General features: G+C 70.2%; 12 protein-coding genes. 4 read left to right on the plus strand and 8 right to left on the minus strand.

The window, feature by feature from the left end; genetic code table 11:
* Positions 1-35: 35 nt before the first annotated feature.
* The 7 genes from AB0L59_RS22385 to AB0L59_RS22415 form a co-directional block, all read right to left on the minus strand.
* On the minus strand, positions 36-896 hold the full coding sequence (locus tag AB0L59_RS22385; RefSeq protein WP_365586359.1) for an amidohydrolase family protein: 861 nt from the start codon (positions 894-896) through the stop codon (positions 36-38).
* A 118-nt stretch (positions 897-1,014) separates the two neighbouring features.
* Positions 1,015-1,338 carry an L-rhamnose mutarotase gene (locus AB0L59_RS22390; RefSeq protein ID WP_365586360.1) on the minus strand — a complete coding sequence of 108 codons (324 nt, stop codon included), beginning with the start codon at positions 1,336-1,338 and terminating at the stop codon, positions 1,015-1,017.
* A complete protein-coding gene (locus AB0L59_RS22395; RefSeq protein ID WP_365586363.1) occupies positions 1,335-2,879 on the minus strand; it encodes a sugar ABC transporter ATP-binding protein in 1,545 nt (514 codons plus the stop codon). The genes AB0L59_RS22390 and AB0L59_RS22395 overlap by 4 nt, the downstream gene beginning before the upstream one ends.
* Positions 2,876-3,952, minus strand: coding sequence for an ABC transporter permease (locus tag AB0L59_RS22400; RefSeq protein ID WP_365586366.1), 1,077 nt, complete (start codon positions 3,950-3,952; stop codon positions 2,876-2,878). The genes AB0L59_RS22395 and AB0L59_RS22400 overlap by 4 nt, the downstream gene beginning before the upstream one ends.
* On the minus strand, positions 3,949-5,031 hold the full coding sequence (locus tag AB0L59_RS22405) for an ABC transporter permease (RefSeq protein ID WP_365586369.1): 1,083 nt from the start codon (positions 5,029-5,031) through the stop codon (positions 3,949-3,951). Before AB0L59_RS22405 ends, AB0L59_RS22400 begins: the two co-directional genes overlap by 4 nt.
* Positions 5,028-6,116: a mandelate racemase/muconate lactonizing enzyme family protein gene (locus tag AB0L59_RS22410; RefSeq protein WP_365586371.1), complete on the minus strand. Its 1,089-nt coding sequence runs from the start codon at positions 6,114-6,116 to the stop codon at positions 5,028-5,030. Before AB0L59_RS22410 ends, AB0L59_RS22405 begins: the two co-directional genes overlap by 4 nt.
* A 35-nt stretch (positions 6,117-6,151) precedes the next feature.
* Positions 6,152-7,252 carry a substrate-binding domain-containing protein gene (locus AB0L59_RS22415; RefSeq protein WP_365586374.1) on the minus strand — a complete coding sequence of 367 codons (1,101 nt, stop codon included), beginning with the start codon at positions 7,250-7,252 and terminating at the stop codon, positions 6,152-6,154.
* A 441-nt stretch (positions 7,253-7,693) separates the two neighbouring features.
* Here AB0L59_RS22415 and AB0L59_RS22420 point away from each other — a divergent pair, with 441 nt between their 5' ends.
* The 4 genes from AB0L59_RS22420 to AB0L59_RS22435 all read left to right on the plus strand — a co-directional run bounded on the left by AB0L59_RS22420 (position 7,694) and on the right by AB0L59_RS22435 (position 15,163).
* Positions 7,694-8,866 (plus strand): ROK family transcriptional regulator, encoded by a 1,173-nt coding sequence (locus AB0L59_RS22420; protein ID WP_365586376.1) that lies wholly within the window; start codon positions 7,694-7,696, stop codon positions 8,864-8,866.
* A 423-nt stretch (positions 8,867-9,289) separates the two neighbouring features.
* Positions 9,290-11,167, plus strand: coding sequence for a CBM35 domain-containing protein (locus AB0L59_RS22425; protein ID WP_365586378.1), 1,878 nt, complete (start codon positions 9,290-9,292; stop codon positions 11,165-11,167).
* A 189-nt stretch (positions 11,168-11,356) separates the two neighbouring features.
* Complete coding sequence (locus AB0L59_RS22430) at positions 11,357-13,774, plus strand: glycoside hydrolase N-terminal domain-containing protein (protein ID WP_365586380.1); 2,418 nt, start codon at positions 11,357-11,359, stop codon at positions 13,772-13,774.
* A gap of 210 nt (positions 13,775-13,984) precedes the next feature.
* Positions 13,985-15,163, plus strand: coding sequence for an SGNH/GDSL hydrolase family protein (locus tag AB0L59_RS22435; RefSeq protein ID WP_365586381.1), 1,179 nt, complete (start codon positions 13,985-13,987; stop codon positions 15,161-15,163).
* A 129-nt stretch (positions 15,164-15,292) separates the two neighbouring features.
* On the opposite strand, the gene AB0L59_RS22440 is transcribed toward AB0L59_RS22435, so the two are convergent.
* Entirely contained in the window at positions 15,293-16,132 is an 840-nt protein-coding gene (locus AB0L59_RS22440) for a class I SAM-dependent methyltransferase (RefSeq protein WP_365586834.1), read from the minus strand.
* Positions 16,133-16,174 lie beyond the last annotated feature (42 nt).

Below are 16,174 nucleotides of genomic sequence, written 5' to 3' on the forward strand. Positions count from 1 at the left end.
GCCGTGTCGGCCGCCCGGCGCGGGCGTCGGCGACGTCAGCGCACGCGGAGCCGGTAGACGCCCACGGCCGTGCCGCCGAAGACGGCGTTCCGTTCGTCGGTGCCGAGCCCGGCCGTCAGAGCACGTGCCGCATCGAGGACCTCCGCGTAGTCGGCGGCGAGCGTGCACACGGGCCAGTCGGAGCCGTACATCACCCGGTCCGCGCCGAAGGCATCGAGGACGGTCTCGGCGTACGGACGCAGGTCCTCGACAGTCCAGTCGTGCCAGTCGGCCTCCGTGACGAGGCCGGACAGCTTGCAGCAGGTGTTGGGTTCGGCCGCCAGGTCCCGTAGGTGCGAAGCCCACGGCTGCAGCGCGCCCGCCGCGATCCCGGGTTTGCCGATGTGGTCCAGCACGAACCTGAGGCCCGGCAGGCGGCGGGCCGCGGCGGTCGCAGCGGGCAGTTGGTGCGGGAGGACGACGAGGTCGTAGGCGAGTTGGGCGTCAGCCACCGCGGACAGGCCCCGCAGGACGTCCTCTCGCGTCAACCAGCGCGGGTCTGGTTCCGACTGCACCTGGTGCCGGATGCCCACCAGCCGGTCCCCACCGGGCAGTTCACGCAGCCGGGCCAGGCTGTCGGCGACATCGGGAGCCGTCAGGTCGGTCCATCCGACCACCCCGGCGACCAGCGGTCCGGAGGCCGCCTGCGCCAGCATCTCGGGGGTCTCCTCCGCAACCGTCACGGTCTGCACCATCACGGTCGCGTCGACTCCCGCGTGCTCGGCCGGCGGACGCAGGTCCGACAGCGCGAATCTCCTGCGCAGGGGGGCGAGTTCGGGTCCGGTGATCCATTCCTGGTCCCGGACCGTCAGGTCCCACACATGGTGGTGGGCATCGACGAGCGGCGTCGCGCTCATGCGGTTTCCTCCTCTGTCGAAACAGCCGGCGAACAGGACAGTCCGCGCCGCTCAGCACCTTCGTCGCCGCCGGCGTGCCGGCCCCGTGGACATGGCGCGGCACACCCTCCGTCCGGTCCTAGGCCATGAGGAACACCTGCTCCATCGAGGCCCACCACTCCCCAGGTGCCGCATCCTCCAGCGGCTGCCGGCAGGGGGCGGTGAGCCGCCACCAGGCCTGCGTCGCCTCGTCGGCGGCCATGCGGGCCGGGTCCCCGGCCAGATCGTCACCGTGGTACTCGAAGTACCCGAACAGCTGGTCGCCGAGCAGGTGGATCGAGTAGTTCCTGATGTGACAGTCCCGCAGCGTGTCGAGCACCGGCCGGGGCACGGCGCGGTGCAGCTCGCGGTACTTCTCCACCTGCTCCGGGCGGATCCGGACCACCTGCGCCACGCGCTTCATCCGGCGTCCTCCTCCGCGGTCACCGCCGAGAGCGCGCGGTCGTGGATGATGCGGATGATCCGGCCGCTCATGCGCTCGTAGTCGCGGTCGTTGTCGACCTCGCCACGGATGCGGTGGTCGGCCATGACGAGGACGCGGTCCGCCAGCGTGATCATCTCGGTGAGGTCGCTGCTGATCAGCAGGATCGGCAGGCCCTCGCGGGCGAGTTCCCAAAGAAGTTCGTGGAACGCGTGTTTGGTGCGCACGTCGACGCCCACGGTGGGCTCGTCGACGATCAGCAGCCGGGTGTCGGCCGCGAGCCATTTCGCCAGGCTCAGTTTCTGCTGGTTGCCTCCGGACAGTTCCCCGGCGTTCTGGTCGAGTCCCGAGACCCGGATGCCGAGGCGTTCGACCAGGTCCCGCGCCACGTTCCGCTCCTCGGCGGCAGAGATGAACCCGAGGGCCCTGGCCAGCCTCCTCCACACGGTGACCGTGATGTTCCGGTGGATGGGCTGCTCGAGGAAGACGCCCTCTTCCTTGCGGTTCTCGGTCAGGTAGCCGATGCCGAACGCGTGTAGCGCCTGGCGCGGGGAGGCGATCCGGGCCGGCTCGCCGTGCACCGTGATCTCGCCGCCGGTGATCCGGTCGAGGCCCAGCACGGCCTTGACGAGTTCGCTGCGCCCGGCGCCGACGAGGCCGTAGAGACCGACGATCTCACCGGGCCGCACCTCCAGGGAGACATCCTGGTGGCCGTCGGCGGTGGAGACGCCGTCGAGCGCGAGGACCGGTGCGGCCGTCCGGTCCGGGGTGCGGGGCCGCATCTCGGTCGCCGTGTGCGCGCGGCCCACCATCAGGTTCACGATGTCGTCGTGCGTGTGGTCGGCGAGCGGTGCGGACTCCAGCACGGACCTGCCGTCGCGCAGCACGGTGACGGTGTCGCAGATGGAGAAGACCTCTTCCAGCTTGTGGCTCACGAAGACGACGCAGGTGTCCCGGGCGGTCAGGCGCCGGACGACGTCGAAGAGGCGCTCGGCCTCCCGCGGGGACAACGAGGCTGTCGGCTCGTCGAGGAGCAGCACCTCGCTCTCGGTGTACAGCGCCTTCGCGATCTCCACCAACTGCTGCTGAGCCACGGACAGTTCGCGGACGGGGCGGCGCGGGTCGAGGTCGAGTCCCAGCTCCGCCAGACAGCGCAGGGCGGGCGCGTTCATGGCTTCCCGGTCGACGAGGCCGCGGCGCGAGGGCGGGTTCTGCAGCGTGATGTTCTCCGCCACCGAGAAGTCCGGAATGAGGTTGCGTTCCTGGTGGACGACGCCGATGCCGGCCCGGGCGGCCTCCAGCGGCGAGCGCAGGTGGATCTCCTCGCCGCGCCGGCTGAGCCGGCCGCCGTCGGGCGTGTGGACGCCGGTGAGGACCTTGATCAGGGTGGACTTTCCCGCACCGTTCTCGCCCAGCAACGCGTGCACGGATCCGGCCGTCAGGCGCAGGCCCACGCCGTCCAGGGCCCGTACGCCGGGGAAGACCTTGACGATCCCCCGGCCTCGGAGAAGGGCGTCGCTCATCGCGCACCTCCGGCGTTCGGCAGGGCGGCGTCGGCCGTCTGCACTCGGCCCGCCGGTGCCGGTGGGGTACGTCCCACGGCCTTGCCCTTCTTCTCCAGACGCCTCTGGTGGATGTGGCCGCCGACCACCGTGCCGAGCACGACCAGGCCGATGAGGAAGTTCACCCAGCTCGGGTCGAGCGAGAACTGGGCGCGCGCGGCGTCGATGAGCCGCATGACGAACGCCGCCAGCACCGTTCCGAACACCGCGACGGATCCGCCGTTGAGCGAGACGCCTCCGATGATGGGAGCGGCGAAGCTCGGCAGCAGCCAGTCCCCGCCGACGCTGCTGTTGACGCCGGGCAGCGAAGCCGTCGCGGTCGCGGCCGCGATGCCGACCAGGAGACCTGACAGGGTGTGGGCGATGACGATCTGCCGGTCGGTGGAGATGCCGGACAACCGCGCGGCCAGGGGGTTGCCGCCCGCCGCGAGCAGCCGGCGGCCGGCGGCCACCCGGTACATGAACGCGGCCAGCAGGGCCGCCGCCGCGAGCGCGGCCAGGAACACCATCGGGAGGTTCAGCGGAGCTGCCCGGCCGATGTCCTTCAGCGTCGGCGAGTAGGCGTCGACGGTGCGCGTGCCGACCAGCCGGTACTGGGCTCCCAGCAGGATGGTCATCGTCCCGAGCGTGACGATGAAGCCGTTGATCCGGGTCGCGACGATGAACACACCCGTCGCCAGACCGATCAGTGCCGCCGCAAGGACGCCCGCCACGACGGCGATCGGTGCCGGGACGCCGTCGTCGGCCATGAGAACACCCATCAGACAGGCAGTGAAGCCACCCATGGCCCCGACCGCGAGGTTGAGCTGTCCGACGCACAGAGCGGCCATCTGGGCCAGCCCGATGAGGATGGGGGTGGCCAGGTACTGCAGGAAGGTCCGTACCGACGGTCCCTGGAAGAACTCACCGGACGACGCGGCTCCCAGGGCGAGGTATCCGGCCACTGTCACGCACAGCAGCGTCATGGTCGTGGAGCGGGAGAAGCGGCGCAGGGCCGCGCGGGGGCGGGCTCCGCGATCGTGGACGATGATCATGTGGAGCGCACCACCTTGCGGTAGGACACGACGGTGCGCGCCCGGTCGGCCGACAGGGCCAGCAGGAGGACACAGCCGAGGTAGATGTTCAGGCTCTCCAGGCCGACGCCGAGCAGGTCCAGGCCCTTGCGGATGACGCCGACAAGGGAGGTGCCCAGGAGGGTGCCGAGCACGGAGACGACGCCTCCGGTGAGGAGGGTGCCGCCGAGAACCGCGCCCAGGAACGAGGGCAGCATGAAGTCGTCGCCGATCGAGGCGCGGAAGGTGCCGGTGCTGACGCCGGCCATGAAGCCGGCGAGCGCGGCGAGCAACCCGGAGAGGGTGTGCGCGAGGATGACGCGGCGGCCCGTGGGGATGCCCGACAACTCCGCTGCGGCGGGGTTGGCGCCGGTCAGCAGCAGTTCCCGGCCCATCCGGGTGCACGTGTACAGGAATCCCAGGCCGGCCAGCGCCAGGACCGTGAACTGGGCCATCTGCGGAACGGCCGGGGATCCGCAGACCCGGCCGACGCAGATGTCGGCGAGCGAGGTGGAGCGCAGGTCCAGGAGCCCGCTCGGCTGTGTGGTGAAGGCCGCGTTCTCGGTGAGCCCCGAGTAGAGCAGGGAGACCAGGCCCAGCAGGGCGAAGTCCATGGCCAGGGTGACCACGAAGGAGCTCACGCCGGTGCGGGAGGTGATCCAGCCCGTGAGTGCGCCGACGGCGGCTCCGGCCAACAGGCAGAGCAGCAGCCCGAGTTGGAGGGACAGCCCGAGTCGGTCGTAGCCGAAGCCCGCGAAGAGGGCGCCGAAGGTGGCCATCCTGCCGACGGCGAGGTTCATGTGTCCCACGGAGAGGACCACCATCTGGGCGAGGGCCACCACGGTCAGCGTGGAGATGTCCCGCAACAGCGGGAAGAGCACCAGCCGCTGGTCGAGGAACGCGGGCCGCAGGACGCCGAACAGCGCCGCGAGCGCAACGGTGAGGACGAGGAGGCCGAACCGCTGGTTCACCCAGAACGGCAGCCGCCGCTCTGCCCCCGGCGCGGGGGCCGGCCCGTCGGCCCGGCTGTCGTGCTCCGGTGTCATCACGGGTGTCCTCATGCCACCCTCCTGTCGTCGATGGCGTCCATGTCCCAGTCGATGCCGATGCCCGGCGCGTCCGGCGCCACCGCCAGTCCGTCACGGACCGTCAGTTCGCCGCGGGTCACCGCTCTCAGCTGCGGGATGTACTCGACGAACATGCCGTTGGGCACCGCGGCGGCCAGGCTGACGTGCAGCTCCATCAGGAAGTGCGGGCAGACCATGACGTTGTGGCTCTCCGCCGTGTGCGCGACCTTCAGCCACGGGGTGATGCCGCCGATGCGTGCGGCGTCGACCTGGACGACGGAGGCCGCGCCCGACTCCAGGTACGCCCGGAACTGCATGACGGAGTAAAGGGATTCGCCCACGGCGACGGGAATCCTGGTCGCGGCCGCCAGGCGGGTGTGCCCGCTGACGTCGTCGGCCGGCAGAGGCTCCTCCAGCCAGTACGGCCCGTGGGGTTCGAGGGCGGCGGCGAGGTGGAGGGCCGAGGCAACGGTCTGCGACTGGTTGGCGTCGGTCATGATGTGCATCGACGGACCGACTGCCGCACGGACGGCACGCAGCCGCTCGGCGTCCTCGGCCACGTGCGGCTTGCCCACCTTGATCTTGACGCCCGCCCATCCGGCCTTCTGCGCTTCGAGCGCCGAACGGACCAGGTCGTCGGTGCTCAGGTGCAGCCAGCCGCCTTCGGTGTCGTAGAGCGGGACTTCCTGGCGGTGGCCGCCCGCCAGCCGCCACAGCGGTTCGCCGGCGCGCTTGCACCGCAGGTCCCACAGGGCGGTGTCCACGGCGGCGAGGGCCAGGGAGGTGATGGCTCCGGTGGTGGTGGCCCGCGTCGCCGCGAACAGCCGCTGCCACAGCGCTTCGACGTTACGGGCGTCCGTTCCGACGAGGAGGGGCAGCAGGTGTTCCCGCAGCAGGGCCAGCACGGACGAGCCGCCGGTGCCGATCGTGTAGGCGTAGCCGGTGCCCCGTAGTCCGTCGCCGGTGGTGATCTCGACGAGGATCGTCTCCTGCTTGACGAAGGCCTGCACGGCGTCCGTGCGGTCCTTCTCCACCGCGAGGTCGGCGAGCAGCGCCGTGGCGGTCGTGATTCGGGTCATCGTGCGGGGTCCGCTCTCGATAGCGCTGTCGGTGGTCACGTGCACGTCAGGTACTCGTCGGCGAACTGTTTCTTGAGCTGCTCGGTCTTCGACTTCCTGGCCGCGTCGTAGGTGCCGACGTTCGCCTTGGTGACCACGAAGGAGCCGGAGTCGATGATCTGGCCCGGGTGGCGCATGGTGCACTGCTTGGTCTGCAGCAGGGCCAGCGCCCAGATTCCGACGTCGGCCTGTCCCACGGGGTTCTGCACGACGGTGGCGGCGACCGAGCCGTCCTTGATCGCGGCGAGGATCTCGGCGTCGTCGTCGATGGCCACGACCTTGGCCCTGGATCCGGAGCTCTTGACCGCGTCGGCCGCGGCGACGGCTGGGTTGTAGGCGGTGGTGACGATGCCCTGGATCTGGTTGCCCTTGGCCGCGAGCAGGTCGGAGACGGCCTTCTGCGCGGTCTGCAGATCCTTGTCGACATCGGTGATGGTCTGCAGCAGCTTCACCCTGCCGCCGGACTCCTTCACCGCCTGGGCCACACCCTTGATGCGCAGCTGCGTGTTGGCGTCCACGTTGTTCCCGGTGAGGTGGACGAGCGTGCCCCTGCCGCCCATTGCGGCGATCGCGGCCTTGGCCGCCTTGTAGGCGGCGACCTGCACGTCCGTGGACAGGCAGAAGTCGGCCTTGTCGGTACCGCCTGCCGGGCAGGAGGCGAGCGAAGCCACGGCGAATCCTTGCGACTTGAGATCCGCGAAGGTGGTGTTGATGTCGGTGGGCGATACCCCGAAGATGCCGAACGCGTTGTATCCACGGGCCGCGAGCGTGGAGACCAGGTTGTCCTGCTTCTGCTGGTCCCACTCGGAGGTCTCGTCGAAGGTGACGTCACCGAGGCCGTACTGCTTCTTCGCCGCGGCGCCCGCCGCCTTCCAGGGCTGGAAGTACGGATGGGCGCCACCGGGCACGAGGGCCACCTTGGTGCCCGAACCGTCGGCCAGTTCGGCGGTTCCCGTACCGGACCTGTCGGACGCGGGGGCCTGGGCCCGGGCGCCCGACGACGCGTCCGACGTCTTGATGGTGCAGGCCGCCGAGCCCGCCATGAGCAGGGCGGCGACGACAACTCCTGGCAGAACGGAACGGGTCGGGGGACGCATCTCCACCACTCCCCAAAATCAAATAGGAAATTGATAGGGCGATGTTCAGCCAGGCACTGGCCGCCGTCAACCCCCTGAACCACACGGTCTATGTCGATCAGGCTGAGACCGCAGCTCACAGGCCAGAGTTGAGGCGCGGTCCAGTCGATGACAAAGCGCGTGGATCCGGCCACAGCGGCCGCTCGTTGGGTACGATCAACCCACACCAGGCCACAGATCGTATAGGAAATTCCAGTACAGTTGCCTGATCCCCCCTCAGACCGCCGACACCCGCGCCAAGCGGCCTCGCACACAGCATGCCGTCAGCCACGCCTGCGTTCCATGGGCAACTTGCCGCTTCTGCCCTCTGTTTCACAGGTCCGGTGAGCTCAACTCATGCTCCAGGTAAGGGCTGTGCTTTATTCATTGACAGCGAAAAAGAACCTCTCTAAGTTTCCGGCCATGCGCTCGGCCCCCTCGCACGAGGCGGCCCCGGCGATGACGCCGGCCGCTTCCCAGGTCTTCACCACACTGCTGTCCCGCGGTCCGCTCACCCGGGCCGAGGTGGGACGGCGGACCAGCCTGTCTCCGGCAGCCGTCACCAAGGCGGTGCGCCCGCTGATGGAACTCGGCTATCTGGTCGAGGGCCTGGACGAAGGGGCACGGCCCGCGGTGGGCCGTCCGGCCAGTCTGGTGTCGGTCGACGGGGGAAGGGCGCTGTTCATCGGCATCAAGGTGACGGCCGACGAGATCATCGCCGTACTCGCCGACCTGTGCTGCCGTATCCGGATCTCCCGGCACGTACGGCTCACGGGCCGTGAGCCGGAGGCAGTGCTCCCCGCCGTCACCGCGCTGGTCCAGGAGTTGCTCACGGAAGCCGACGGATTCGGTGTGCAGGTACGCGGGCTGGGCATCGCGATCTCGGGCGACGTGGACCGCGGGGAGGGCGTGGTCCGTTACTCGCCCTTCCTGGAGTGGCGGGACGTACCGCTCGCCGAGATCGCGGAGACCGCCACCGGGCTGCCGGTCACGGTCGACAACGACGTGCGGGCGCTCACGGTGGCCGAGCACTGGTTCGGAGCCGGCGTCGGCCTCTCGGACTTCGCTCTGGTGACCGTGGGCGCCGGCATCGGCTGTGGTCTGGTGGTGCACGGGCGGGTGGTGTCGGGCGCGCACGGCGTCGCCGGTGAGATCGGGCATGTGTCACTCGATCCGCTCGGCCCGCTCTGCCACTGCGGCAACCGGGGGTGCGTGGAGGCGATCGCGGCGGACCCCGCGATACTGCGCGCGGTGCGCGCGGCCACGGGCAGGGAGGTGACCGACGCGGCCGAGGCGCTGGACCTGGCCCACGGCGGCGACCCCGGTGTCAGAGAGGTCTACGCACGAGCCGGGGAGGCCATCGGCACGGCCATCGGCTTCCTGGTGAACCTCCTGGGTCCCGAGCGGGTGATCATCTCCGGGGAGGGCCTGGCCGCCTACGACCTGGTCGCCGAGGGCATCCGCGACGCGTTCGCCGCCTCCGCCTTCGGCACCGCTTCGCAGTGCGACGTGATCACCCGTCCCCTGCCCTTCGAGGAGTGGGCGCGCGGGGCCGCGGCCACCGCCATCCAGTCCTTCATGGGATCGGGCATGTAAGAGGAGTAGCGATGACGCTGCAGAGCCGCAGCCCACACAGCGCCGCGACAGCACGGCGCCGAACAGTGCGCCACGGGGTGCCCGGTGTCGGGCCGCCGCCCCCGTCCCACCCGCTTTCACCGCGCGCGGCGCTGAGGCGGCGTCCGGCCCCGACCCCGTGACCACCGCTCCGGCCCCGTCGCGGCGGGTGCCCTCATGACGGGGCCGGCACGCTCCTGATGTCCTGTGCGCCCCGGCGCCGGTTCATCAGCCGGCTCACCAACGGCCCGGGCCAGGGCTGGGCCGCCGCCGGCCCGACGCCATGACCGGTCGGCCGGCGGGCCTCCTCCCGTCCGGACCACGCCCATCCCGCACCGCACCAACGCCCGTCCCCCACCGGGTGCCAGCGCACGATCCCGCTCACCTCACCACTGGAGGCGACCCATGCGGTCATCCCCGTACAGAGCCCTGCGTGGAGCCCTCCCCGGCTTCCCGCGCCGCACCGTCAGAGCGATCCTGGTCCTGGCCGTCACGGCCGGATTCACCGCAGCGGTCCCGGCCGCCGCCACCCAGGCCATGGCCGTCTCCTCCAACTCGCAGGCCGCGACGCACACTTCGGCCGCGACGACGGCCGACGCCGGCTCCGAAGATGCGGCCAGGCCGTACATGGGCTGGTCCAGCTGGAGCATGCAGTCCTCCCAGTACCCGGGCCTGAACCCGGACGGCAACTACAGCTACCTCACCGAGGCGAACGTCCTGAAGCAGACGGACGCGCTCGCCGGCACGCTGAAGAAGTACGGCTACGACTACGTCAACATCGACGCCGGCTGGTGGATGGACCGCAACTGGACGTCCGAGTTCGACCAGTACGGCCGGCAGACGCCCGACCCGGTCCGCTTCCCCCACGGCATGAAGTCGGTCGCCGACCACATCCACGCCGAGGGCCTCAAGGCCGGCATCTACCTGCCCGTCGGCCTGGAGAAGGGGGCGTACGGCGACGGCAAGGTGCCGGTCTGGAACGCTCCGGGCTGCACCACGGCGGACATCGTCTATCCGGACCTGCGCACCACCAACGGCTGGGACAGCGCCTACAAGCTGGATTTCGACAACCCTTGCGCGCAGAAGTACATCGACTCCCAGGCGCAGATGCTGGCCGGCTGGGGATACGACTTCCTGAAGCTTGACGGCGTGGGCCCCGGCTCGTTCAAGTCCGGTGACAACTACGACAACGTGGCGGACGTCGCCGCCTGGCACCAGGCCATCGCCGACACGGGGCGGCCGATCCATCTGGAGCTGTCCTGGTCGCTCGACATCGGTCACGCCGCCGACTGGAAGAAGTACTCCAACGGCTGGCGCATCGACACCGACGTGGAGTGCTACTGCAACACCCTGGTCACCTGGGAGAACTCGGTCAACGACCGGTGGAACGACGCGCCCGCGTGGAGCCACAAGGCGGGCCCGGGCGGCTGGAACGACCTCGACGCGATCGACGTCGGCAACGGTGAGATGGACGGCCTCACCCAGGCCGAGCGGCAGAGCTACATGACCCTGTGGGCCATCAACAAGTCGCCGCTGTTCACCGGTGACGACCTCACCAAGCTGGACGGCTACGGCCTCTCCCTGCTGACCAACCAGGAGGTCATCGCCGTCGACCAGAACGACTCGTCCGTCGCACGTCCCGTCACTCCGATGGGCGACCAGCAGGTCTGGGGAGCAAGGAACTCCGACGGCAGCTACACCGTCGCCCTGTTCAACCTCGCCAACTCGTCGGCCTCCGTGACCGCCGACTGGGCGTCCTTCGGCTTCACCGGCGCGGCCTCCGTGCGCGACCTGTGGAACCACCGGAACCTCGGGACCTACAAGAACGAGATCACCGCGACGCTGCCCGCGCACGGCTCACGCCTGTTCACGGTCAGGCCCGGTGGCGCCCGGCCTGCGACGACCGGCTACGAGGCCGAGTCCGCCGGCAACACCCTGACCGGCAACGCCTCCGTCGTCTCGTGCGGCTCCTGCTCCGGCGGCAAGAAGGTCGGCAACCTCTACCTCGACAGCAAGCTGCAGTTCAACGACGTCACGGTGAAGAAGAACGGCATCTACACCGTCAACGTCGCCTATGTCAGCGGTGACCCCCGTTCGGTGACCGTCTACTCCAACAGCGGCAACGGCACCAGTCTGAAGTTCCCCTCCACGGGAGACTGGGGCACGGTCGACACGGTGAGCGTCCAGTTGGCCCTGAAGGCGGGCTCCAACACCATCACGTTCGACAGCGGCTGGGACTACTCACCCGACATCGACAGGATCGACGTGCCCAAGTCGTCCTGAACTCTCCTGCGGGGCCTTGGTCGTTGACACCACCGGGCCCCGCACCCGGGGTCCCCTCCCCCGCCCCGTACGGTCCCGCAGCGCCCGGGCGTGCCCACGCCCGGCGTGCCGCCCCCCTCACGCAACGCCCGACGGCCCCACCCCGTCGTTCCCGCATGCGCCGTTCCCCCCGGACATGGAGTGCACAACGTGGACACCCAGCACACCGAATCGCGCGACAACCACCCGAGCCGCAGGGGCTTCCTCGCTCTCGCCGCCACCGCCGGCGCGGCCGCCGCCCTCGGCGGGCTGCCCGCCTTCACCGCCTCGGCGGCCCCGCAGCGCCCGGCCTCCTCGCCCCTGCTGTCCGCGGCCGCCGCCGCGAAGAACCAGTTGTGGTGGCAGGCACCCGCCTCACCGGGCTCGATGATCCAGCAGGGTCTGCCGGTCGGCAACGGGCGACTCGGCGCGCTCGCGAGCAACGCCCCCTCCAGCGAACTGCTGACGATCAGCGACGCCACCCTGTGGACCGGAGGCCTCAACGACACACTGCAGAGCGACGGCCAGTTCCCCTACGGCCGCGACGACTTCGGGTCCCTGACCCTGCTGGCCGAGCTCACCGTCGACATCCCCGGGCACGACCTCGGCTCCATCGACAACTACCGTCGCACCCTCGACCTGGCGCAGGGCCTCGTCAGCGCCTCGTACGACCTCTCCGGCGTCACCTACCAGCGGCAGGTCTTCGCCAGCCGCCCCGACGACGTCATCGTCCTGTACTTCTCCCAACAGGGCGGCGGCACCTACACCGGGACCGTCTCCCTAGCCGGCACCCACGGCGAGTCCACCACCGCGAACGGCACGGAGCGGTGCGCCTCGTTCGGCGCCTCCTTCGGCAACGGGCTGAAGTACGGCGCCGCCGTCACGGCCTACAGCGGCACGGGCAGGGTCGCCGTCGACGGTACATCCATCTCGTTCCGCGGCTGCAAGGACCTCACCGTCGTGTTCAGCGGCGGCACCGACTACGCGCCCGACGCGGCCGCCGGATTCCGCGACCCTTCCGTGGATCCCGAGCGCCTGGCGCGAACCAAGGTCCTGAACGCGGCCCGCCACTCCGCGAGCACCCTGCTGCACACGCATGTCGCCGACTTCCGCCCCCTGTTCGAGCAACTGGACATCAACCTCGGTACGTCGTCCACCGCGCAGCGCAGGCTGGACACCTGGCAACGGGTACAGGCCCGCTACCGGGACAACGTCCCCGACCCCGAACTCGAGGCGGCCTACCTGCAGTTCGGCCGCTACCTGATGATCTCCGGGTCCCGGGGCAGCCTGCCGATGGGCCTTCAGGGACCGTGGCTGGACAGCAACGACCCGGACTGGATGGGCGACTACCACACCGACGTCAATGTCCAGATGAACTACTGGATGGCCGACCGCGCCGGCCTGTCCGAGTGCTTCGACGCCTTCGCGGACTACTGCCTCGAGCAGCTGTCCTCATGGACGGACGTCACCCGGCGGCTGTTCAACACCCCGACCAACAGGTACCGCAACTCCAGCGGGAAGGTCGCCGGCTGGGCCGTGGCCTTCTCCACCAATCCCTACGGCGGCAGCGGATGGTGGTGGCACCCGGGGGCCAACGCCTGGCTCTGCCAGAGCCTGTTCGAGCACTACGAGTTCACCCAGGACCGCGCCTACCTCGAAAAGATCTACCCCCTCCTCAAGGGCGCCGTGGAGTTCTGGGAGGCACGCCTCGTCACCACGACCGTCACCGACGCCTCCGGAGCCTCGCGCGAGGTCCTCATCGACGACAGTGACTGGTCCCCCGAGCAGGGTCCACAGGACGCCAAGGGCATCACGTACGCCCAGGAACTGGTGTGGAACCTCTTCGGCAACTACCACGCCGCCACGCAGACACTCGGCAGGGACTCCTCCTACGGCGCGACGGTCGACGGTCTGCGTCAGCGCCTGTACCTGCCCGTGGTCAGCCCGACGACCGGCTGGCTGGAGGAGTGGATGTCGCCCGACAACCTCGGCGAGACCACCCACCGGCACCTGTCCCCGCTCATCGGCCTCTTCCCCGGCGACCGTATCCGCCCGGACGACTCCACGCCGAAGGACATCCTCGCCGGCGCGACGGCCCTGCTGACCGCCCGCGGCATGAACAGCTACGGCTGGTCCAACGCCTGGCGCAGCCTGTGCTGGTCACGGCTGAAGAACGCGGAGAAGGCCTACCAGCTCGTCGTCAACAACCTGAAGCCGTCGGTCAACGGCAGCAACGGCACCGCGCCGAACCTGTTCGACATCATGGACATGGGGCAGGGCCGCGGCATCTTCCAGATCGACGCCAACTTCGGCACCCCCTCCGCGATCATCGAGATGCTGGTCTACTCCCGGCCGGGCCACCTTGAGCTGCTGCCCGCGCTGCCCGACGCATGGGCGGCGGCCGGATCCGTGTCCGGTGTCGGAGTCCGTGGCGGGTTCGTCGCCGACCTCCGGTGGAGGAACGGCAAGGTCGCACAGGTGACCTTGAAGAGCGTCGGCGGCCGTGACACGACCGTCGTGGCCGGTGGCACGTCGCGGAAGGTCAGCCTCGAGCCAGGTCAGTCCGTCACCCTGGGCAGCTTCGGCTGAGCTCGGATGACCGGTTCAAGTCACGCCCTGCAGAAGGGGATTCATGGTGCCCGCGGCGCACGCCGCGCAGCGCCGCGGACGACGACGAGAGTGGAGAGTGCGAGGATGTCCCCGGAACCAGGAAGCACGGCGGCGGGTCGCCGGCCGAGTCGCAGATCCTTGCTGGCCGTGCTCGGCGCGCTGACCGGCATGGCGTTGACGGTCGTTCCGTTGAGCACCGCGAGCGTGGCGAGCGCCGCCGCGTCGTCACCCCAGGGCAAGGGCACCCGGGTCAGTGCCTGGTCGCCCAGTATGACGACCGGTGGGCCGTCCTTCGACGACCAGACCATCCGGATGGTGGTGCACAGCAGCGTCGCGGGATCGGGCGCCCGCATCACCCTGTCCAACCGGTACAGCACCACCCCGCTCGAGGTCAGCGCTGTCGACGTGGCCGTGCAGGCGAGCGGCGGCGAGGCGACGCGGGGCACCACCCGCAACGTCACCTTCGGCGCCTCCCGCCACGTCACGATACCCGCCGGTGCGGAGGCGGTCAGCGACGTCATCCCGATCCCGGTCGGCGCCGGGGAGAACCTCCTCGTCAGCCTCTACGTGCCCGGCACGACGGGAATGTCGACCTGGCACTCCGACGCGTTCGACACCACGTACATCGCCTCCGGCAACCACACCGGTGACGACAGCGCCGCCGCGTTCGGCACCACGACGACCTCCTGGTACTACCTGGCGGGGCTCGACGTCGTCCCGTCCACCGCGAAGGGCACGGTGGTCGCCTTCGGGGACTCCATCACCGACGGCTACCACTCCTCGACCGGCACCTACACCCGGTGGCCGGACTTCCTCGGACGCCGGCTGGGCGCCGGGCCGGGTCCGCAGAGGCTGAGCGTCGTCGACGCCGGCATCGGCGGCAACCGGGTCCTCACCGACGTCCCCAACCTGTGGCAGGGGGTAAGCGCCCTCAAGCGTTTCGGGCACGACGCCCTCGGCCAGCCGGGCGTCAAGGACGTGATCCTCTTCGAAGGCATCAACGACATCGGCAACAACGCCGGCCCCGACGGCCGGCCACTGACCGCCCAGGACCTCGTCGACGGCTACCGCACCCTGATCGCCGAGGCACATGCCGCCCACGTCGGCGTCATCGGGGCGACCCTGATGCCCGACGAGGGCAACGGCTACTACTCGCCTGCCGCCGAGGCGGTCCGGCAGGACGTCAACCAGTGGATTCGCACCAGCGGCGCCTTCGACGGCGTCATCGACTTCGACCGGACCATGCGCGACCCCGCGAACCCGGCCGCGCTCGACCCGGCCTACGACTCGGGCGACCACATCCACCCCAACGACGACGGTATGAAGGCCATGGCCGACGCCATCGACCTGCGGCTCCTGCGCACCTGACACACGCCCGAGCCGGTTCTGCCAGCGCGAGGACTCCCTGTCCCCGGGAGCGAAGGAGTACGAAGCGGCCACTGCCGCGGTGCGGGGTTCCCCACCGCGGCAGTGGCCGACTCCTTGCGCCGGGTGGCGTCACCTGCGGTACGACACCCCCAGCTCGACGAGGTTGCGCCTGGTCACCCGGCCGCCGTAGCGCCCGTCGAGCAGGCTCGCGACGCATCCCAACAGCCCGTCCCTGGCGGTGTCCGGCAGAGCCCGGTGGCCGGAGAAGGTCCGCAGCAGCGCGAGATACTCCGACGTGGTGTAGGTCAGGTCCTGCTCGTAGCGGCGGAAGACCGTGGGCCCGAACCGGCCGCTGCGCGCGACCTCCTCCGCGTGGTCCGAGCCGTCGATGTCGGCGGCCGCGGGGGGCCGGAGCCCCGGCGGCGTCTCCGGGTCGAAACGCTCGTAACAGCGCTGGACCTCGACGAAGAACTCCTCGGTGCCGCCCCGTACATGCTGGGTGCGCACGACAGCGAGTGCCCCGCCCGGACGCAGCGCGTCGGCGGCCTTGGTCATCCGCACCGCCGGGTCGATCCAATGGAAGGCCGTCGCCGAGACGACCGCGTCGAACGGTTCCCCGGGCAGCGGCCAGCTCTCGAACTCCGCCGTCACCACGTCCACCGCCCCGGCCCCGGCGAGGTTGCGGCGGGCTACCGCGGCCATCCGCGCTCCCGCCTCGACGGCCGTGATCCGGCATCCCCGCCGGGCCAGAGGCACCGTCACCTGACCGGTCCCGCAGCCCACCTCCAGTACGCGGCTGCCGGAGTCGACGCCCGCGAGTTCCGCGAGGTCGTCGTACAGCTCGGGCGGATATCCCGGCCTCGCCCGGTCGTACAGCTCCGCGTCCTCGTCGAATGTCCGGCTCAGGCGTGTCCGACGAGAAGGGTGGGGACGGTCGTCGCGGGGGGCAGGAGCGGGGTTGTCGGGCATGCGGAGCAGGGTAGCGAGCGCCCTCACCGGCGAGGGAACGCT

This window comes from Streptomyces sp. NPDC052109 (genome assembly GCF_040680195.1).
Lineage (GTDB): Bacteria > Actinomycetota > Actinomycetes > Streptomycetales > Streptomycetaceae > Streptomyces.

What these genes read in the sequence shown, in the direction of transcription:
- AB0L59_RS22385 (WP_365586359.1), bottom strand. Translation starts at nt 896, where the DNA reads ATGAGCGCGACGCCGCTCGTCGATGCCCACCACCATGTGTGGGACCTG.
- AB0L59_RS22390 (WP_365586360.1), bottom strand. Translation starts at nt 1,338, where the DNA reads ATGAAGCGCGTGGCGCAGGTGGTCCGGATCCGCCCGGAGCAGGTGGAG.
- AB0L59_RS22395 (WP_365586363.1), bottom strand. Translation starts at nt 2,879, where the DNA reads ATGAGCGACGCCCTTCTCCGAGGCCGGGGGATCGTCAAGGTCTTCCCC.
- AB0L59_RS22400 (WP_365586366.1), bottom strand. Translation starts at nt 3,952, where the DNA reads ATGATCATCGTCCACGATCGCGGAGCCCGCCCCCGCGCGGCCCTGCGC.
- AB0L59_RS22405 (WP_365586369.1), bottom strand. Translation starts at nt 5,031, where the DNA reads ATGAGGACACCCGTGATGACACCGGAGCACGACAGCCGGGCCGACGGG.
- AB0L59_RS22410 (WP_365586371.1), bottom strand. Translation starts at nt 6,116, where the DNA reads ATGACCCGAATCACGACCGCCACGGCGCTGCTCGCCGACCTCGCGGTG.
- AB0L59_RS22415 (WP_365586374.1), bottom strand. Translation starts at nt 7,252, where the DNA reads ATGCGTCCCCCGACCCGTTCCGTTCTGCCAGGAGTTGTCGTCGCCGCC.
- AB0L59_RS22420 (WP_365586376.1), top strand. Translation starts at nt 7,694, where the DNA reads ATGCGCTCGGCCCCCTCGCACGAGGCGGCCCCGGCGATGACGCCGGCC.
- AB0L59_RS22425 (WP_365586378.1), top strand. Translation starts at nt 9,290, where the DNA reads ATGCGGTCATCCCCGTACAGAGCCCTGCGTGGAGCCCTCCCCGGCTTC.
- AB0L59_RS22440 (WP_365586834.1), bottom strand. Translation starts at nt 16,132, where the DNA reads ATGCCCGACAACCCCGCTCCTGCCCCCCGCGACGACCGTCCCCACCCT.